General features: G+C 62.4%; 15 protein-coding genes. 12 read left to right on the top strand and 3 right to left on the bottom strand.

Features of this window, described 5'->3' with window-relative positions; genetic code table 11:
- The first annotated feature begins 417 nt into the window (after positions 1-417).
- The 10 genes from ACFSGX_RS12110 to ACFSGX_RS12065 all read left to right on the top strand — a co-directional run bounded on the left by ACFSGX_RS12110 (position 418) and on the right by ACFSGX_RS12065 (position 14,020).
- A complete protein-coding gene (locus tag ACFSGX_RS12110; protein WP_380930231.1) occupies positions 418-1,119 on the top strand; it encodes an outer membrane protein in 702 nt (233 codons plus the stop codon).
- Between the two features lie 225 nt (positions 1,120-1,344).
- Positions 1,345-1,980: a LysE family translocator gene (locus ACFSGX_RS12105; protein ID WP_380930230.1), complete on the top strand. Its 636-nt coding sequence runs from the start codon at positions 1,345-1,347 to the stop codon at positions 1,978-1,980.
- 356 nt (positions 1,981-2,336) lie between these two features.
- Positions 2,337-3,533, top strand: coding sequence for an MFS transporter (locus tag ACFSGX_RS12100; protein WP_380930229.1), 1,197 nt, complete (start codon positions 2,337-2,339; stop codon positions 3,531-3,533).
- Between the two features lie 47 nt (positions 3,534-3,580).
- Positions 3,581-4,777, top strand: a complete 1,197-nt coding sequence (locus tag ACFSGX_RS12095) for an N-acetyltransferase (protein ID WP_380930227.1) — start codon at positions 3,581-3,583, stop codon at positions 4,775-4,777.
- A 317-nt stretch (positions 4,778-5,094) separates the two neighbouring features.
- Positions 5,095-6,405 (top strand): amino acid permease, encoded by a 1,311-nt coding sequence (locus ACFSGX_RS12090; RefSeq protein WP_380930225.1) that lies wholly within the window; start codon positions 5,095-5,097, stop codon positions 6,403-6,405.
- Between the two features lie 291 nt (positions 6,406-6,696).
- Entirely contained in the window at positions 6,697-8,037 is a 1,341-nt protein-coding gene (gene tssK, locus ACFSGX_RS12085; RefSeq protein WP_380930223.1) for a type VI secretion system baseplate subunit TssK, read from the top strand.
- Positions 8,016-9,389: a type IVB secretion system protein IcmH/DotU gene (gene icmH / locus ACFSGX_RS12080; protein ID WP_380930221.1), complete on the top strand. Its 1,374-nt coding sequence runs from the start codon at positions 8,016-8,018 to the stop codon at positions 9,387-9,389. The genes tssK and icmH overlap by 22 nt, the downstream gene beginning before the upstream one ends.
- Before the next feature lie 3 nt (positions 9,390-9,392).
- A complete protein-coding gene (gene tssM, locus ACFSGX_RS12075; RefSeq protein WP_380930219.1) occupies positions 9,393-12,779 on the top strand; it encodes a type VI secretion system membrane subunit TssM in 3,387 nt (1,128 codons plus the stop codon).
- Between the two features lie 3 nt (positions 12,780-12,782).
- A complete protein-coding gene (gene tagF / locus ACFSGX_RS12070) occupies positions 12,783-13,277 on the top strand; it encodes a type VI secretion system-associated protein TagF (RefSeq protein ID WP_380930217.1) in 495 nt (164 codons plus the stop codon).
- Between the two features lie 2 nt (positions 13,278-13,279).
- Entirely contained in the window at positions 13,280-14,020 is a 741-nt protein-coding gene (locus tag ACFSGX_RS12065; RefSeq protein WP_380930215.1) for a PP2C family protein-serine/threonine phosphatase, read from the top strand.
- A gap of 549 nt (positions 14,021-14,569) precedes the next feature.
- Here ACFSGX_RS12065 and tagH read toward each other — a convergent pair.
- Genes tagH through ACFSGX_RS12050 form a run of 3 tightly spaced genes read right to left on the bottom strand, consistent with a single transcriptional unit; the run spans position 14,570 to position 18,397 of the window.
- Positions 14,570-15,922 (bottom strand): type VI secretion system-associated FHA domain protein TagH, encoded by a 1,353-nt coding sequence (gene tagH / locus ACFSGX_RS12060; protein ID WP_380930214.1) that lies wholly within the window; start codon positions 15,920-15,922, stop codon positions 14,570-14,572.
- Entirely contained in the window at positions 15,922-16,461 is a 540-nt protein-coding gene (locus ACFSGX_RS12055) for a DUF6931 family protein (protein WP_380930212.1), read from the bottom strand. Before ACFSGX_RS12055 ends, tagH begins: the two co-directional genes overlap by 1 nt.
- A 10-nt stretch (positions 16,462-16,471) precedes the next feature.
- The gene (locus tag ACFSGX_RS12050) at positions 16,472-18,397 is read right to left on the bottom strand and encodes a type VI secretion system Vgr family protein (protein ID WP_380930211.1); all 1,926 of its coding nucleotides are present in this window, start codon (positions 18,395-18,397) and stop codon (positions 16,472-16,474) included.
- Between the two features lie 115 nt (positions 18,398-18,512).
- Here ACFSGX_RS12050 and ACFSGX_RS12045 point away from each other — a divergent pair, with 115 nt between their 5' ends.
- Positions 18,513-19,517: a type VI secretion system protein TssA gene (locus ACFSGX_RS12045; protein ID WP_380930210.1), complete on the top strand. Its 1,005-nt coding sequence runs from the start codon at positions 18,513-18,515 to the stop codon at positions 19,515-19,517.
- Positions 19,518-19,814: 297 nt separating this feature from the next.
- Entirely contained in the window at positions 19,815-20,411 is a 597-nt protein-coding gene (gene tssB / locus ACFSGX_RS12040) for a type VI secretion system contractile sheath small subunit (protein WP_380930208.1), read from the top strand.
- Positions 20,412-20,428 lie beyond the last annotated feature (17 nt).

Genomic DNA, 20,428 nt, shown 5'->3' with positions numbered 1-20,428 from the left:
CGGGCCGCATCGCTTCGCCGGACAGCTGCCGTACTTCGTGGCCGGATACTCGGCCGGTCGAGGCCCCTGATAAGACGCCGACGAGGACAGCCGATCTCTGTCCCGGCCTCATCTGGACGTTGGGACCAAGCCGATGTCGATCCCGTCACAGACGGCGGACGAAGATGTGCCCCTCCTTGTCACGGAGCACCCCACTGGTCGCACGATTATGGGCAGTTGCGCATTCGCCGTGGGGTTCAGTTTGGTCCCAAGGCGTTCTGATCGGCAGTCCTACAATCGTAGCGACTGGATGCCGCCTTGGTGACCCGTCTGCAATCAGCGACCGCCAAGAGGGCAGCGGTCTGAGGCGCGGATCCCGCAGCCGTCAGACTGATTCCCGGGCAGGTCGCTCGGGCAACCAGCCCAACAGGAGCATCCATGATGCGCGTTCTTACTCTACTGCCAGTTCTGGTCTGTCTCTCGGTCATGTCGACACCGGCGCTTGCGCGTGATCCCAGTCTCTATGGTGGGCTGTTCATCGGTGATCGACTTGGCAAAGATCAGACCTTCGCTGGTGCCAACGCCGCTGGCGCAGCGCGCGTCATCGAGACCCCGACCAAGGATGGTCTCCTTGGCGGTGCCCTGCTGGGCGCCATTGTTGCCGACGCGCCATGGGGCCGCTTGCGCACGGAAGTGGAACTGACGAACAGCAAGAGCAATCTAAAGTCCCTATCGCTGAACGGGGTGCGTCGCGAGCTGCTGAACGGCCGCAAGTCCGTTTCGACGACGATGCTGAATGCGGCTTACGATACGCCCAAGATCTGGGATCGCGTCCGCCTTACGGTAGGTGGCGGTGCAGGCACTGCGGCGATCGACTATGATGTGGAATACAACGTGGCGGCGACTGGTCCAAGGATCCAGATTCCCACCAATGCCACTGGCAAGCTCGCATTGCAGGCGATCGGGGGCCTGTCGGTGGAGGTCGTGAGAAACTTCGAACTTACTGCCGACGTGCGCTACCTCCACGTCAACAGCCACAATGTTGAGCGTTTCAACCTTACCGCCGGCACTTTGGATTCCGTTCTGAAGACGAAGTATAACAACGCGTCCGTCACAACCGGATTCCGCTTCCTCTTCTGACGACGGCCCGGCGGGCGGACAGTCGCGACGTGATCGTTGCTAGTCGTTCGCCGGTCCTCAAATGCCGGATCAGCCTTGTCGCAAAGGTCGGCATTCCTACCGATGTAACATTTCTCGATCTTTTGACAGTTCGCGTGAAACACGCGGCGGCGATATGCCCTGATAACGCATCTGCCGTGAGCTTCAGCGCCGCGGTAACAGATTAGCGCATCCAGAAAAGCGACCATGAACACCGAGAACCTTACCGCATTCCTGGCGACCGCAGCATTGCTGACGATGGCGCCGGGGCTCGACACCGCGCTGGTGTTGCGTTCGGCCGCCGCCGATGGCCTGCGACACGGCGCGCTCACTGCCGTGGGTATTGCTGCGGGATGCCTATGTTGGGGCACGGCCGCTGCCTTCGGCCTCAACAGCCTGCTGCAGGCATGGCCCCTGGCATTTGATGGGCTTCGGTGGGCAGGCGCACTGTATCTCGGCTGGCTTGGCGCGCGGCTGCTGATCAATCCTCGGCAGAGCCTCGCGGTCGATCCCGGCGCGGCGTTTCCGGTAGTCAACGGCATTACTGCGGTACGTCGAGGCTTCATGACGAATGTTCTCAATCCCAAGGTGGGGTTGTTTTATCTGACGCTCCTTCCCCAATTCGTGCCCGATGATACTGTCGGGGGTGGGTATGCGCTGGTCCTGGCGTGTTTGCATGTGCTGATCGCACTGATATGGTTCTCTTTGCTCTCGATCCTGACGCAGGGTCTTCAGTTCTGGCTCCGTCGCCCCGGCACCATGAGGCGGCTGGACCGACTCACCGGATGCGCCTTCGTTGCGCTGGGCGCACACATGACCCTGACAGCTGGATTCTCCGCCTGATGCCGAACATCGCAACATCGCGATAACTGGTCGTGGGCAAGTGGACCTAAGCTCGGGTAGCGGAGGATCGTCGGATGACAACTGGCGAAGAGAATACGCGCTTTGCGTTGCTTACACGGAATCCGACGATGAAGTTGATACTGACCTCCGCCCCGCTGACAGAACATCGCGACCCGATAGTTGCGACAGGTCGGACCGTTCGCAGCACGCCCGTTCCCACTCGCCTTCGCTGGCTTCGCCTGTTCGTCCACACTACCTCCGGCAGCGGGCCTGTTTCCGCGAACGTCGCGACTTCCGATTCAACCTGCCAGCCGACGTAGGCGGGCTAATTCTCTGCTTTGCTGGGAGACGCCGTTGTGCCCATCGACATCAGCCGGAAAAGCATCGGCCCGACCGTCATCTGCCTCCTCATTGCGGCTATGGAGGGATATGACCTGCAGTCGGCCGGAATAGTTGCGCCGCGCTTGGCTCGGCACTTCCTTTTGCGTCCCGACCAGTTGGGCTGGGTGTTTTCGGCCGGCACGGCGGGCCTGTTTCTCGGTGCGGTGCTGGGCGGGAGGATTTCTGATCGGGTGGGCCGCAAGGCTGGATTGATCGCGTCCGCCCTTCTGTTTGGCATGTTCTCCATCGGCAGCGGTGTGGCAGACAATTTTGAGTTGCTGGTCACTATGCGTCTGTTGACCGGGATAGGGCTCGGCAGCGCGCTCCCGAATATCGTCGGACTGGTTATCGAAAGCAGCGCACCGGGCACTGGTGCTGCACGGGTTACGAAGATCGCGGCCTGCATGCCTGTCGGCGGGGCGATCGCAAGTCTATTGGCATTGAAGTATCCGGCGCTGGGGTGGCAGGGGATATTCTACGTGGGCGGCATCGTCCCGATCCTCTTGGCGATCGCAGCGATGGGCGTTCTGCCTGCAACGCCGCCGACACCGCTAGATACCGGGAGGTCATTCACGGTGCCGGCGCGAGGCGGAGGCCATCTCCTGGGTCGCGATAATTGGCTTCGCAGCATCGCGCTGTGGACGATTTCATTCTGTGTCCTACTGATCCTCTACGTCCTGCTCAACTGGCTGCCCATTCTGATGGAGGCAAAGGGGGCGGCCGCATCCACCGCGCTTCTGGCCGCAATGGGTTTTGCGTTGGCAGGTGCAGCCGGGGGCGCCGTGTTCGGGCATCTGCTCGGCCGGGCCGCCAAACCGACGGTGCTGGCTCTTGCCCATGGCGGCATGTTCATCAGCTTTCTGGTCGTCGCGGTGGTCAACGGCAGCACGTCGACACTCATCGCCGTCAGCGCGACGGGTTTCTTCATCGCGGGCGCACAGGCCCTGCTTTACGGCGTGTCCGGGGAAACATACGAGGCGTCGATACGTGGACGCGGGGTGGGAACGGCGGTCGCTGTCGGGCGTCTCGGCGGTATAGCCGGCCCTGCTCTGGCGGCAGCGATCCTGACCAGAGGCGCATCGGCGAACACGGTCATTCTTTCGCTACTCCCCGTGGTGCTGGTCTCACTCGCGGCGGTTTTCGTACTTGGCCAGCATTCCCGGTCACGTTGATGATGCCCATATCGGCCGTGGAGGGAATGAGTTCTAAACTCGAGGTAATGCAAAGCACCATGATCCAGGCGAATACGACTACGATCCGGCAAGTCGTGACGAAGGCGGACCGCAAAGCCTTTGTAGAGCTTCCATTCCGCCTCTATGCTCAGGACCACGCGTGGGTGCCGCCGCTCAAGGATGAGTCGATGGGCCTCATCACTCCCGGTAAGAATCCGTTCTTTGAACATGCCAAGGCGCAGCTTTTCTTGGCCGAGCGCAATGGCAAGATAGTTGGTCGGATCTCGGCGTCGGTCGACTACGCATGGACTTCGATGCCCGCAGACAGAGGCGGCGGCACCGATAGCGGAAACTGGGGTTATCTAGACGCCGAGGACCAGGATGTCGCGCGCCTCCTGATAGTATCCGCTGAGGACTGGCTACGGGATGAAGGCGTAAGGCGCGCTATCGGCCCGATCAGCATGTCGATTTGGGAGGAACCGGGGCTTCTCATAAGGGGTCATGACCAGCCACCGACGGTGATGATGGGCCATGACGACAAGCGCTACGAAGCGTGGGTCGAGGCCGCCGGTTACGTCAAGGTAAAGGATCTCCATACTTGGGAGCTGGACATCAGGTTGCCGTTCCCGAAGCTTATCCAACGCATCATCTCATCGGGCGAGAAGAACCCCCGTATTCGCATCCGCAAGGTGAATAAGAAGCGGTTCGCCGACGAGGCGGCGATCATCCTGACCATCCTCAACGATGCCTGGAGCGACAATTGGGGGTTCGTGCCCTTCACCGAGAGCGAGATCGCGTTCGCGGGCAAGAAGATGAAGCCGATCATCTTTAACGATCTTGTCCGCATCGCAGAGCTCGACGGAGAGCCGGTTGCCTTCATGATGACCTGGCCGGATCTGAACGAGTTCCAGACAGACCTCAACGGCGATCTGTTCCCGTTTGGCTTCATCAAACTGCTATGGCGCCTGAATGGCGGCTTTTCTGGCAAGCCAAAGGTGAAGACGATGCGAGTCCCGCTGATGGGTGTTGTCAAGCGACTCCAGGCCAGTCGAATGGCGAGCCAACTCGCCTTCATGATGATCGAATATATCCGCCGCGCCGCTGTTGCCGACTTTGGCTCGAAGCGCGGAGAGATTGGGTGGATCCTTGAGGACAATCAGGGGATGAATTCGATCGCTGAGTCCATCAACTGTGAAATCAACAAGACCTACCGGATCTATGAGAAGAGGCTTTTGGGCGAGTGACGGCAGTGCGGCGGGCATCGTCGATGCTTGCGCACTCGGACGTAGAGCTCCCTCGTTCCTCGAGCCTTGCCGAGTCCTTGCTCGCCTACGCCGTGCCGGGCTCGCTGACGGCCGAACTTGACCATTTACAAGCGGGGTAGGGCTCGCCTGTTACCATTGAAACACGCCACCCTCTGCTGCTCATACAAGTGCAAGACGAAGATCGCATCTCATCGCGGATGTCCAGAATCACCTCCCCAGCCTCGATGCCGAGTGACCTCACGCCAGTACATGAGGCAGGAGCGCACCAAGATGGTGGCGCGTTGAAGCCCAGACACTTGAATCTGCTGGCACTGGGGTCTTGCATCGGCGTCGGGTTGTTTTTGGGATCGGCGAAGGCGATCGAGCTTGCGGGTCCAGCCATCCTGGTGGGTTATCTGGCAGGTGGCCTCGTTTTGCTGGTCATCATGCGCGCTCTCGCCGAACTGACGCTTGCATCGGCCAACCCGGCGTCGTTTGTGGGGCATGCAAGGGAGCACATCAGCCCCTATGTCGCTTACCTAACCGGCTGGTTGTACTGGGCAATGTGGATCGTCACGTGCGTCGCGGAACTCAGCGCTATCGCAGTCTACATGCATGCTTGGTTTCCGGATGTTCCAGGCTGGATCTGGTCGTTGGTTGCCCTGATCTGTATCGGAGGCGTGAACTTGGCGACGACCCGGCTCTTCGGAGAGTTCGAATACTGGTTCGCGCTCATCAAGGTCGTCGTGATCGTGGCGCTGATTGTGGCCGGGCTGGCGATGATATGTCTCGGTCTCGGGGCAGGCGGAACACCTGTTGGATTTGCGAATCTTTGGCAGCATGGAGGGTTCGCGCCGCATGGCGTCAAAGGGGTGATGCTTGCCATGCAGATGGTCATGTTCGCCTACCTCGGCGTCGAGATGCTCGGGTTGGCCGTGACAGGGGTCAAGCAGCCTGACCGCGTCATTCCTCGGGTCTTCGGAGCCGTGTTTTGGCGGATTCTCGTCTTCTATTTTGGCGCACTGTTCGTGATCCTATGCCTGTATCCCTGGAATGAGATCGGAACGAACGGAAGTCCGTTCGTGCGGACTTTCGAGCGACTGGGTATCGGCGCGGCCGGCGACATCATTAATTTCGTCGTCATCACGGCAGCACTGTCGTCCTGCAGCGGCGGCATCTTCAGTACGGGGCGGATGCTCTATGGCATGGCGACCGAGCACAAGGCACCCCGCCGATTTATGGTCCGTTCGCCGTCGGGTGTCCCGCGAGCGGCCTTGGCTGTTTCAATATCGACTCTAGTGGTTGGCGTGGCGTTGAACTTCCTTGCGCCTGAGAGAATATTCTCGTGGGCGACCGCCGTTGCAACGTTCGCCGCAATCTGGACATGGTGCGTCATTCTCGTAGCCCATCTTCGTTATCGTTCGAAGCGGCCTAAGGGGAATACGGCTGCGGCTCGATATGGACTTCGCTTTTCGCCCTACAGCAATTACGGGGCCCTCATCTTCCTTGGCGGGCTGATCATCATCATGGCGCTTTCGCCGGATACCCGACCGGCATTGTTGCTCGGTCCGATATTCATTGCCGTGCTGACGTTCGCTTATCGCTTCGTGCCGTCGGACCGGGTCTGACCGCAGCGATCTAATTCCGAAGACCCTGGTTCCCCTTTTCTCGTCGGCTGTGCATCCAGCACGCCCCCGATCTTCATCCCCGATCCGCGTCCGCTAGTCGCTTGGGCGCAGTGCGACGAGGCGGAACAGCCCGGCTGTGCTCAGCCAGGTTACAGGCGTAGCCGACCGTCCCCGAGCGGACACTTGGTTGCAATCGCCGATCGACAGAGGGTCCTTCAGTTAGATTTCACCGGAGCCGTTCCATGCAAAGGCGCTTACCTCCGCCGTCCCCCATCGCAGGATCATTGTCGCATGCTTGCTGAGGGGCGGGTCGCCTGGCGCGAGGGGCTGTTCCTGCGTCAGCAGCATTTTCAACAGCAGGATCGCTATCTCGACGCGCTGATGGCGGCACGTTCGCGTTCCGCGCGTCCATATCCTTGGGGTCTGACTGATCTGGTCATCAACGAGGATTTGGCAGCCCTGGGCAAGTTCGCCGTTGAGCGCTTGTCCGGCGTGCTGCCCGATGGGCTGCCGTTTTCGATACCCGGCGAACTTCCGCCGCCCGCCCCGCTCGACATCCCCGCCGATACGCGCGACGCCATGATTTATCTGACGCTTCCTGCGCATCAGCCCGGGACGGTGGAGTTCCGATCGGTGGGCGAGCGTGGCGACGACGCCGTTCGCTACCTTGTCGATATGGTGGAAGTGCCCGACGTTTTCGCCGAGGAGCGATCGCGCGAGGCGATCGAGATCGCCCGGCCGAACCTCGCCTTCGGTTTGACGCGCGACCAGACCTACGGCCGCGTCACACTTGGCCTCGCGCGCATTCGCGAGACCAGCGCGCGCGCACTGGTGTTCGACAGGCGCTACATCCCTCCGGTGCTGGACAGTAGCGCCAGTCTGCGACTCAAGGGCTTCCTTGCGGACGTCATCGGGCGCGCCGAACAGCGGATCGATGAACTGGCACTTCGTGCGGTTGAAGCGACTGACGGGGGCACGGAAACGATAGCCAACTTCCTGTTGCTACAGACGCTGAACCGGTGGCAGGCGCAATTGGGGCATCTCGCTGCGCTGCCGATGGTTCATCCTGAGCGGCTGTACGAGTTGTTCCTCGGCATGGCGGGCGAGTTGACGACGCTAACTGCTGGAGATCGGCGACCACCCGCTTTCCCAGCCTACGACCATGAACGGCTCCAGCAATGTTTCGAGCCGGTCGTCGATGTGATCCAGGCGGCGCTTTCCGCCGTCTACGATCGGGCATCGATGATGTTGCCGCTCGTCGAGGTGGCCCAGGGTGCCTACACGTCCCGCATCACGGATCCTGGGCTTTACCAGACTGGCTATTTCTTCCTGGCGGTCAGTGCGCGCGCGTCGCTTGACGACATCCGATCCCGCTTCCCCTCGGTCGCGAAGGTTGGTCCTGTTCAAAAGATGCGACAGATCGTGGAGTCTGCGCTTACCGGGATTGCTCTGCGCCACGCGCCAACCCCGCCACCGCAGATCCGCGCCATTCCAGGTCATGTCTATTTCGAACTCGATCGCGCGTCGGAGGATTGGGCGGCCGTCGCGGCCTCGCCGGCGCTTGGCCTTCACGTCGCTGGCGAGTGGCCGGGTCTGAAGATGGAGCTTTGGTGCGTGAAGAAGGCGCCATGATGAGTGATGAAGCCGCCGGACCGAGGGCCGGGGAGTCTACAGTCTTTCAGCCAGGACCGCCCCGCAACGCGGCGGCGGGCGCAGGTTCATCACCCGCTGAAGCGTCAGACGGCTTTGCGATCCGCAGCGTCACCGCTGCGCCCGTGTCCGACGATGATTTACCCGAGGCACCCGCACGACAGCGGCCGCGCAGTCTCATGATCGAGGCAGCCGCCCCACTGCTGGGCCTTGCTGCCGCAACGCGCTCCGGTCGGATCGAGATCGATCTTCCCGCTTTGCATCGTAAAGCCGCCGCCGCCGCGGCGACTTTCGATGCGGCTCTCACCCACGGGGGATATGATGAGGAAACACGCCGTCGCGCGCGTTACGCCGTATTCGCGACCGTCGACGATATAGCCCAGAACCTGCCCGGGAGAACCAAAGACGGAGCGGAGTGGGCGCGACGGAGCTTGGTTGTCCGAGGGTTCAGTGAGAACATTGGCGGAGATCGCTTCTGGCGGCTTTTAGCCGAGATGCTCGCTCGGCCTACGGAACATCTCGAACTGATCGAGTTGTATCATGCCTGTCTTGCGGTCGGCTTCGAGGGGCGACACCGGATCGGCGACAGCGGAGGTGAGCTGCGTGCCGCGCTGCGCAGCGCGTATGCGGTGCTGCCACAGGCTCGCGGGCTTTCCGAAACCGAATTGGTTCCGGCCTGGCGCGGCGAGCCTACTCCGCGCGGCAAGGTCGGTTTCTGGGCGCCACTCGTGCTGTCTACGAGCGTAATGCTAGGGATCCTGTTACTTGCGGTGCTTGGGATGCGTCTCACCCTGATGCAGACGGGCCGGTCGTCGATGCGCGCGATGCTTGCAATCAGTCCGGAATCGCCGCTGCGCCTGTCCCGGGTCGTGACGCAACCGGCCGCACCGCCAAGTGCGCAGGAAGACCGGATGAAGACGTTTCTCGCGGATGAGATCGCGCAAAGGTTGGTCGTTGTCGAACGGGATCCGACCAGTCTTCGCGTTCGCACCACGGTTGGCGCGCTGTTCCATTCCGGCTCCGACGAATTGGTGCCGGGCAGGTCGGCGTTGTTCGAGCGGATAGCGGCTGCGACGGAACGTGAACCGGGGCTGATACGAATTGAAGGACATGCTGACAGCGATGCCATCGCCAGCCTGACTTTCCCGGACAATGTGGCATTGTCACGTGCAAGAGCCGAACGTGTCGCCGGGATCTTTCGGTCCCGTCTCTCCGATCCCGCGCGGGTTAGCGGGCAGGGCCTCGGCGCAGCCCAGCCGATCGTCAGCAATGCACGAGCCGAGGGCAAGGCGCTCAATCGCCGCGTCGAGATTGTCATCCCGCGAAGTGAGTAGATCATGAAAAAGCTGATGCAGGGCTGGTGGGCGTTGGCGGCACCCGCGGCGATCATTCTGATGCTGCTTGGGACGCTCGGCCTGCCGACCCTCTTCCCGGCGCTTCGCGCGACATGGTTCCGAATGCTGCTGATCGCGCTGGTCGCGCTTGGGCTGGTCGGAGCCGCATGTTGGCGGTGGTGGAGCGGCAGGCGGGCCTCCGACCGGCTTGTCGCGGGCTTGACCGAGCAGTCTGCGGCGGATGCCGAAACCGTACTGCTGGAAGAACGAATGCGGGACGCCGTCGCTCAGTTAAAAAGCCAGGCCGGCGCCGGTCGCGACTATCTATACAAGCGTCCGTGGTATGTCATCATCGGGCCACCGGGCGCCGGCAAGACAACCGCGCTTGCCAATTCCGGCATGCGCTTTCCCTTGAGCGACGGCGCGGTGCGCGGTGTTGGGGGCACGCGCGATCTCGACTTTTGGTTTGCTGACGAGGCCGTATTGGTCGACACCGCAGGCCGCTACACCAGTCAGGATTCGGATGGCGTCGCGGACGCTGCCGGTTGGGACCGGGTTCTACGGCTGTTACGCCGTGCACGCCCGCTGGAACCGATAAACGGGGTAATCGTCGCACTGGGCGTCGACGAGCTGATGAACGCCGATCGCGCGCGGCTAGACATCCATATCAACGCCATCCGGCGTCGACTGGCTGAACTAGTTCGCGTTCTTCAGGTCTCGGTCCCGGTCTACCTGCTGCTACCCAAGGCAGATCTTCTGGCTGGCTTCACCGAGTATTTCGCCGATCTGAACGCGGAAGGCCGACGCGCTGTCCTGGGTGCTACGCTTGATCCTAACGAGTCGTCGGCGGCCCCCGCGGTGGTGATTGCGTTCGACGATGTGGTTGATGTGCTGTGGACCCGTAGTGCCAAGCGTCTCGAGGAAGAGCCGGGCCAGCATGAGCGCGGCATGATCCTGGGCTTTCCGGCTCAGTTCGCGTCGCTACGCCAACGGCTGTTCTATCTTGTTGACGGTGCGTTCCGAGGGGATGACGGGACAATGCCGATGCTCCGCGGCTTCTACTTCGCGAGCGGTACGCAGAAGGGTACGCCCTTTGATCGGATGTTGGGTACTTTGGCGTCGGTTTATGATGCTCCCCATCCGCCCGCGCGGTCGGGGCAGGGCCGCGCCTATTTCCTCAATCGCATGCTGACGGAGGTGATGATCCCGGAAGGCGGCAAAGTCCGGCCGATGGCGCTCGTGCGCAGACGGCGGCGCTACGCGACGATTGGCGTTCTTACAGCGGTTGCGATGGCATCTGTGGCAATGGCGGGCTTGTGGATCAATGCGTTCGCTGACAACACGTCGCTTCAGGCGGCGCTTGACGTCGGTGCCCGGGAGGTAAGCGAAGAGGCACGGCGTGCAGGCATAGACCTGGCTGAAGTGCGCGCGACCGATCCCGATCTGGAGCAGGCGCTCCACGTTCTCAATCGGCTGCGCAACCTACCGTATGGCTTCGCCCATCAAGCCAGCGGCAAACCGCCTTGGTCCATGCGCCTCGGCCTGTTCCAGTCGGGGCACGCCTCGACTGCCCGTCTAGCCTATCTGGAGGCGCTGCAACGCATCCTACTCCCGCGTCTGCTGCTTGAGGCTGAGGGCGCGATGCGCGAGCAGCAGGATCCAGGCCAGCTCTACGCGCCTCTTAAGGCATACCTCATGCTGGGTGGTGTCGGCCCGCTAGACCGCAACGCGGTGCGTGCCTGGGCGCTGGACGACTGGCGGATGCGTTCGCTTGGCGGCGCCGACCGTGCCGACGCGCGGGCTCAGTTGGCGGATCATCTCGACGCGATGTTAGCCGATCCGGACCTGGGGCGGGTGTGGGCGAACCGGCGCGCGCCACTCGACGGCGATCTGATCGCCTCGACGCGGGCATCGCTGCAGAGCCTCTCGCTCGCTGATCATGTCTATGCGGTGCTCCGTCAGCGCGCCTCGGCGATGGGCCAGCCCGACTGGCGTGCCGATCTCGTGCTCACGAGTGGCGACCGGCGAGCATTCCGGAACGGTGACGCGGTGCTGGCCGCGACGATCCCCTGGTTCTTCACCCAGTCTGGTTATACCCGTGGGTACCGGGCGGGTGTGCGCGACGTAAGGGCGGAGCTCGACCGGGACCTATGGGTGCTAGGGCCAGATGCCGCGAACCGCTCAATCCAGGATCAGCTGCCACAGATCCGCAATGTAATCGCAACGCGGTATGCGCGCGACTACATTGCCGCCTGGGACGCATTGCTGGCGCTGCCTCGGCCGGCGGACTATTTTCAGGACCCCGCGGCGTTGGGGGCGATCACCCGCACGCCTTCGCCGTTGAAGGTGCTGCTCCTCGATGCCGGCCGTAACACCGCGCTCAGCAGCGACGACGGATCGCCTGCACCCGGACACGTAGATGCCGGACGCGAGATCCAGGAGCATTTCAGGCCGATCTCCGACTTTGTCGGAAGGGATGCGGGCACCGACGCACCTGTCGATGCCTTGGTGAAGGCAGTGCGGCAGGCGGCGGTCGCAAACGCCGCCGCGCGTGTGCCCGGATCGGCGTCTAGTGGCGGTGCGGTCCAGGGGCAGCTCGCGACTGCCCTGGGGGAGCTGTCTACCGCCGGGGTGGTGGCACCACCACAACTCAAGGCGTTCGTCGACCAGGCGACACGAAGCGGCGCAGGCGCGGCAGCGCGAAGCGGGCGAGCCTCGCTGGGGCAGGAATATTCAGTGAATGTGCTCCCCGCCTGCGTGCAATCCTCCGAAGGACGATACCCCTTTGCGAGCAACGCGGCCGCGGACGTCAGTTCGGTCGATCTCCAGCGTGTGTTCGGGGTCAATGGTCAGCTGGATATCTTCACGCGTGACCGATTGCGACCGCTTCTCGATACGGGACGACAGGCGTGGCGCTGGAACGCGGAGGATCCGGTCGCGTCGGGGTTTTCAGCGTCAAGCGCCAGACAACTCCAGAAGGCCGCGGCAATCCGCGATCTGGTTGCTGGCGGGCTTGCTCTCAATGTTGGCGTGGACACGCTGGGTCCGGACGTGACAGCGGTTGAACTGTCCGCAGGTGGGACAAGCTATCGGTTCGACGACGCCAATCGCATGCCTCGGCCTTTGTTGTGGAACCTTGCAGTCCTGCCTTCAGCGCACATTGCGATTTTTGCCGGGACGCGAGAACTGCAGCGCCTCGAGGCGCGCGGCCCGTTTGCCTTGTTCCGGTTGCTGGACAAAGCGCGGATCGAGAATGCCGGTCCGTCACGCATCGTGGTACGGTTCGGCAACGGCGCGAGCAGCGCGGATTTGACGTTCGATCTGCCGAGCGAGAGCAATCCCTTCCGTCGCAGCGGCCCGTTTTCATTCCGATGTCCGAAGCGGCTATAGCGGATGCGGGGCTTCCTGTTTGGCAAGCTACCTGCGTTCGGCGACTTCGTGTCGCGCGGACTTTCCGTATCAATGCGGTCGTGGTGGGACCGCTGGTGTAGCGAGGCAGTGCTGGATGCCCGGGTCCGCTTAGGCGACGACTTCGAAGCGCGTTGCCTGGCAACTGCGCCGCGCCGCTTCCTCGTTGCGCCGCTGGCGGACTGTGATCCATGGCAGGCCGGCTGCCTTCACGCCTCCAGCGACCGATCTGGCCGTGTTTTTCCTTTCGTCTTGGGCGTTGCCGCCTCGGAGAGGATCGATGCGACGGACGCAGTCCTCTTTGGAGAACGGCTCGCGTCATGCGCTGAACGCGCCTTTGCTCCGCAGGTCGACCTGGATGCCCTGATCTCCGCAGCCGAGCATGCGGCAGGCACCGCAGCCGCTGGCAGGCCGCTTGAGCCGATCGTCGCCGGCGATAGGGGCTGGATCGGCGGCAACGTTCACGAACTGGAGAACTGAATATGCACAACGCACTTCGTTTCGAACAGAGCAGCCGATCCGATGTCGGCTGCGTACGGGCCGTCAATGAGGATGCTTATCTCTCCCATTGGCAAGGCGATATCTGGGCGGTCGCCGACGGCATGGGCGGTCACGCTAGAGGGCGTTGGGCATCGGCGCAGATTGTTGCCGCGCTGGAGGTGATGGAGTTTCCAGCCGACTTGGAGGGGGCCAGCGACGCGACGATCGCGGCGATCCACGAAGCCAATCAAACGATCCTGCTGGCGGGCCAGGCGGAGGACAAGGTCATCGGCTCGACCGTGACGGCGTTGATCATCCGCGACCAGCGCTTCACTGTGGTATGGGCAGGTGACAGCCGGGTCTATCGTATCCGCAGGAACAGCTTGTCACGACTGACCTCCGACCATACCCCAGTCGAAGAGATGGTGAAGGCCGGCCTGCTCACCCGTCAGGAGGCTGGAGACCACCCCATGGCCCATATGCTGTCCCGTGCCGTTGGCGTCCGGCAGGATCTTATGCTGGACCAATGTTCCGGCGAGGTCCTGCCTGGGGATGTCTTCATATTGTGTAGCGACGGTCTCACTCGGGTAGTTCCCGATCACGAACTGCTTACGATGGTCGGACAATGCGCGCCGAACATGGCGGCGTCCGCGCTCGTCGAATGTGCGCTCACGCATGGGGCGGCGGACAACGTGACGGTCGTTGTCGTTGGTTGCGACGAGACGACGCACGTCGCCGCCTGATCAGGGCGACCTGGCGTCTCCGGTCGATAAGCCGCTCGCGAGCAAGAATGCCAATGCGAACGTGTGGAGAAAGGTGCGGCACAGACGTTTGCGTGCTCCTGGTCAGGTGCCGCGACCGGGTTCGGGCAGCCTGCAGCAGTCTGCCGCCATCCCTTCACCACACTTGCAGTAGGAGAAGTACAGGGACGCGCGCTTCCTGCAGTCGTTTGGTCGTACGTGTCCGCCAGCGCGGCCGCGTGCCGCGCTGGCGGGGGTCATTAGAGGTCCGTCGATTGGCGCGCCGTCCAAGCCCCGCACCTTCCAGCTTTTCCGGCGCGGCGGCGCGCACAGGAAACCGATTTGATCCGCCGCCACGATTCTTGGCGACGTCGACGTGTGCTTGACGGGATACGCGAAAGCTGCCGGTGAGCATCGGCCTTGCGGTCCGAAGACGACTGGAAGCAACGTCGGAGCGACATCGCCAACCATGCAGCATGGTTAAATGCCGGCCCAGTCGGCGCAGTGATCAAGCGGATTGTCCGAACAACCTGATCAGTCCGCTCGATCCGGCTAGCGGCGCTCCTTCATCTCGACGATGTGGCGGTCGTAGTGAAGTCGGAACTCCTTGGCGAACAGGTCCATGAATGCCTCGTCCGCCCCGCGGACAACACCTTCGAAGCCGTGGACATACGCGTCCCAGTGCCTTGCCCGGTGCAGCGCCGGGAACCAGCGCGCCAGTCCGGTTGGCTCGCCGATGCCGCTGCGGATGGCGTCAGGCGAAAACCGACCCAACGTCCCTTCCAGCGCCCCGCGCATGGCGCTCAGCGTCGCCATTTGATGCGCCTGAAGATCCTGGAACGCGTCCTCGATCGCACGCTCGGCCGGCATGAACCCGCGCTCCGGTTCACCGAGCATCTGAGCTAGCGCCAGATCCGGGGAGCGCACGAACTTGAGCGGATTGTTGCCATCCAATTCGAGCCCGGTTGCCTGCACGCCGAGCTGTCCTTTCGCGCGAGCGCGCGCATCGATCATCAGCATCAGCCCGCCGATGAGTTGCCGCAGGACGGTGCCGGCGGCGGCAATCACATCGACCGGCTTGCGGGTAAGCCGGTCCGCGGGAACGCCACTCGTCTCGATGAAGCGTGTCCATGCGGTACTATCGTCTGGCACAGGCGCACTCATTGCTGCGATGACGACAGCGGGTCCAGTCGTGGGCTCTCCATTTCCGTCGTGATCCGGCGCCTTGGCAACGGCCGCATTCCAGTCCTCGTCCGGCGGCGGGGCGGATCCGAAGCTTCCCCGCGACCAGTCGATCTCGCTTTGTTCCGAAAGCCGGCCCCAGACATCGTTTGCCGCCGGTGCGGTGGCAGCGGCTGGCTCGCTTGACCAGGCGGACGGACGCGAGATCGGCGCCGGCAAGTCCCAGGTTCCGGCGGATTGTGCTGCGGCGGCGGACGGCCTCCCGCCTCGCTGCCACCCCACGCCGCCCGATTGAGCTGGCTCCGGCGCGTCCGCCCAGCCGTCAGTGCCAACGAGGGCGTTGTCAGGTGTGGGATAATCGGCCCAACTGATCGGGGCCTCGATGGCCGGCGATGCGTCCACCTTCGTGCCGGCTAGACTGGCGAGGATCGTATAGTGTCCAACGGCGAAACGATCACCATCGACCAGACCGTGCGCCCCGCGCAACCGCTCCGCTGCGCCGTTGAGATAGGTGCCGTTAGTGCTCTGATCGGTTAGCAGATACAGCCCGTCACGGTAGCCGATCTCGCAATGCCGTGACGAAATCAGATTACTCGGGTCAGGCAGGCTCCAGTCGGCATGCGGTGAGCGGCCTATCACCGCGCCATGCCGATCGAGAGTGAGCGTCGCCAACTCGCCGTTGTCGAGCCGGTCGAGTTCGCGGATTGTGAGCACGAGTGACATCAGGGCTTGTCCACTGGTTTGACGGCGATTGAAACGCCGAGATCGAGCGCTACGGACAGCGCGACGTCGGGCGTGGCGGTGGCATAGGCGCAATGGAGCACCCCGCCGGCTACGAGCTGGCCGGTCCCCGTCTTGGGTGGGGGGATCGATGGCGCGGCCAGGGGTGCAAGCGACCCGCCGGAAAACAGCAGGGCCGCCGCGCAGATCTTGGCTGGATCCTCGGCGGCAAGCGGTAGTGATGTCTCGAACGCATCGCGTCGCGTCCTATCCGTCGGCTCGCGAAGCCACGCGTCGATAAGAGCGAGCGTGGGTGCGTCGGCATCAGGGGCAAGCCGTGCAATCACCGCGCGCAACCATTCCACAGAGCGGAACCGGGGAAGGGCGGAGGCAAGGAAGCGCACGGCGTCCACATCCTCGCCTGCGTCTCTCAAAGCCTGGAAGAAGTGTGCGGGACTTGCCTCGTCGCCATGACGGCGTGGCCAGCCTTGGAGACCGGTGACCTGCCATGCCTCGGTCCAGACAACCTCGGTCCAATCCATTACGGTCTCCTCACGATATTGGAAGCCATGGCCCGAAGGCGGAGGGGACGATCAGCGTTGGGGTTCCTCTGATCGTGATAAGCTGTCCCTGGATCAGGGTGACCATGCCCATCGTCTGCAGCAACTGCGCGTTCGCTATGATGATCGGGCTGCGCAGGATCATCGACGCTGGGGTGAGATCGACGCGGCTCGGCCCAGCGGTGCAGTGGATCCCCGTCGGGTCGATGACCATCATGTTTTGGCCGACCCTGAGCGTGATCCGCTTCGTAGCCTCAATCGTCACGCTGCCCTGTTTGACCTTGAGTTCGGCATCGCCGGTCTCCACCGTCGTGGTCTTGTTGCGGTAGACGGAGTCCTTGCGGTCGCGCATCACTCGGGTCTCGTCGTCGAGCATGACTTCGGTCAGCCGGTCGCGCTGGGCGCGGAGATACACCTGCTCGGCTCCGCCCTTGTCCTCGAACATCAGCTCGTTGTAGCCGACCCCGCGCGGCGCGCGCTTGGCACCGGCATAGCTGCCGGAAGGGCCGATGCTCTGAGACCGGTACAGCGAGCGCGTGCGATGCTCGGGTAACGGGTAGGGGTGCGGATGCTTCGAATTATAGACGCACCCCGTCACGATTGGACGATCGGGATTGCCGTCGAGGAAGGTTACGATCACCTCCTCGTCAAGCCGTGGAAAGGTGACATGGCCGAACGACGACCCTGCCGAGGGAGAGGAGATACGCAACCAGCACGACCGCGCCTTGTCCGGCGCGTCGCCGGCCTGCCCCCACAAGAAGCGCACACGGATCCGGCCGAGATCGTCGACGTTCGTGTCGTCGGCCCCGCCGACCATGACGATCGCGGTCTCGGGCCCAGCGCGGGGCATGGGTGTCGTGATCGGCGAACGCCACCGCGTGTCCCTGGTGACCGCCTCTACCACCACGCGCCTGGCATCTGCCTCCCTGCCGCTGCGGAATGGTTCAGCATTGATCGAGTAATCGAGCGCGGTAATTACGAACTCATCGCCGCGATCAAAGGCATCCTTCGAATCCAGCTTGAACCGGCAGCCGCAGAAGACGCCAATCATGTCTCCCTCGCCGGAATACAGCCGCTGCCTCGCCTTCGCAGCCTCGCTAGCAACCTTCGCCCAATGGCCGGCAAGCGCCTCCTCGACGAAATCGCCCGTATAAGTGTAGACATCCTGCGTATCGGCCGGGTTGCGGGCACCGCCGTCGACCTCGCCCGTCTTCGTGCTACTGGTCTCATAGTCGAAACTCTGGAGTGCGAACCGTCGCTGACCATCGTCGCGGACATGCTCGTGCCATCGCCAGATCGCCCCGGCTAGACCGCCTTTGCGACCTACCTTGTCGGGCCGAAGTTTGATCGCCTCATATCCTGGCGCGGTCATGTGCGCTGAAGGTGCATCGCATAATACCAACACATGGTCATCGCGACGATGCTCGAAATAGTAATAGATTCCCTCCCGTTCCATTATTCGGGATATGAATTGGAAATCGCTTTCCCTGTACTGCGTCGTGTAGATCCTTGGCCGATAACTCCCAGAGATTCTACTATAGTCGGTTAATCGACTGTGGTCTGCCAGCACATTCTTAATTATATCGACACCGGTCATATTCTCGAAGATTCGGTACGTTCTGTTATGTGCAAGAGCGTAGAGCCAAGGGCGAAGCTTGAGGGAGTAGCCATAGCCCTCGCCCGTATCGTCCAGATAATCCGCCTCCGCCAAGAGCGCGTTGAAAACCCGTACCGGTTTATCGGCTTCGAATACCTCAATGAGCACTTTCTTCCCGATACTAAGTAGAAAGTCAACCTTCTGTGATGCAACGACCCGAGCATCAATTTCGAACAACTCACCTAATTTTTCGGTGCTCCGGAAGCTAGTAAGCTTAACCTCGCATCCCACGTTTATAGTGATCTCGGCCTGTCTATTCATATTCCAGTTCCATGTTGTCGTGTTTCAATTGTCGCATCCGCATATAAAATGCTTTTTCTAGATGGACACCCTATGTATTAGCGTGCCCGCTAGATCAACTTGACGGGACGCGAACATGAAAACACCCGATATTGCGACGCTTCTGGCGCCGGTTTCCGAGACCGATCGCGCCGGGCCTGACCTTGCCTATGATCCGGAACGGCATGAAATCGAGCAGGCATTCGAAGCTTCGGTATCGATCGATACCGATGGCAGCTCCGTGGCCGCGGCGGACATCGACTGGCGTCGGATCATTGGGGCGATCGCCGGGCAGAGCACGCGCACTAAGGACATCTGGCTGGCCGTCTATCTGTGTCGCGCGGGTGCCCGTGCCGGCAAGCTCGACATCGTCGAGGCGGGGGCAGGCTACCTCGCCGGGTTGATTGACGGATATTGGGATGATGTGCATCCGCGGCTCGAAGATTATGGCGTCGAAGGCCGTACGGGGGCCTGCGACACGCTGGTCAGGTTCCGAGAGTTCATCGGCCCCCTGCGAGGTATCGCCCTGCTGGAACACTCGCGATATGGGAGCTTCAATGGCGGCGATCTCCAGCGCTTCCAGCATGGCGGCGAGGCGGAAGATGGCTACAGCGCCTTCCGTGCGACGCTGGACGATGCTGGGAGCGCCGAGCGGTTGGCCCAAGCCGCTGCCCAACTCGACGGAATCGCTACGTTGTTCCGTAGCGTCAACGCCGCGCTCGCCCTGCATGCCGGAGCGGGAGCTGGAACGAGCTTTGCCCCGCTGTTCCAAGCGCTTGACGAAATTGGGGGCGCCGCCCGTGCATTCCTGCCGGGCCCGTGCGAGCAGAGCGATATCCCCGCGGGAGAGGTTAGCGCGGGCGATACCCCGACCGATAGCCGTGGATCCGGGCCGGTGCGTTCGCGCGACGATGTCGTGCGAACGATTGATAGCGTCATCGACTATTATCGCCGTGCCGAACCGCACAGTCCCGTACCACTCCTGCTTGGCCGTGCGCGGGCATGGGTGCACCGCGATTTCATGGAAGTGCTTCAGGACATTGCGCCCGCTGCCGTTTCGGAAGCCCAGCATCTTCTCCATTTTCAGAACGGTCCAGAGTAGGCGGTCTTGCCGCGCCGCGCGCGATGGGGAGGCGGCGTTCGGGCAGGATCGCGGCTGTCTTGGCTGGAACCCGTCTGCATTGTGAACTGCTTTCCGTCCCGATCTGACCACTACCAGCCAGACATGGCGCTGCCGTGCTTCTGTTGTGTTGGCACGGTGTTGCAACCGTAACCGAGTAGCCAGACGAAGCCGGGCATCTCCAAGACCGCGCTCCATGTGACAACCGTAACGGTCAGTCGACGCTTTGAAATCATGAAGAAGAACGGATGACGGCATCTGCTTAAAGCGGCGCCGCACATGCGGATGCCGGCTGACGAGCAGTCTAGTGAGGTGATCATGGTTTCGGCGAAGGGCGGTCAACGCTTCATCAAGGAGAATCGGGCGCCTCGCGTCCACATCGAATATGAAGTCGAGACCTATGGTTCACGCCAGAAGATCGAGCTTCCGTTCGTCATGGGTGTGATGTCCGATCTGTCAGGCAAGTCGCTCATCGAGAAAAAGCCCCATGCGGACCGCGACTTCCTCGAATTCGACATGGACAATTTCGAGGAGCGGATGGAGCGCATAGCTCCACGCGCTGCCTTTGCGGTCGAAAACACTCTAACTGGCGACGGGCGCATGGGCCTGGATCTAACCTTCAAGTCGCTGGAGGACTTCAATCCAGGCCGGATCGCGCGGAACGTACCTGCGCTCGCGAAGCTATTGGAGGCGCGCGAGCAACTGAACGACCTGATGCTTTACATGGACGGGAAAGCCGGCGCGCAAGCGCTCCTCGACAAGGTTCTCAGAGATCCGGCGCTGATGGCGACAATTGCCACAGAGCAAGCGGCGAGCCAGCCAAGCGCCGACAGGGCGGACGATGAGACGCCAACCGACGAGAACCGCGAAGGCTGAGCGCCTCGGCTCGGTAT

The organism is Sphingomonas arantia (assembly GCF_042682045.1).
Taxonomy (GTDB): domain Bacteria; phylum Pseudomonadota; class Alphaproteobacteria; order Sphingomonadales; family Sphingomonadaceae; genus Sphingomonas_R; species Sphingomonas_R arantia.
Note: the sequence above shows the minus strand (reverse complement) of the source record. Positions and strands in the feature narration are given on the sequence as shown.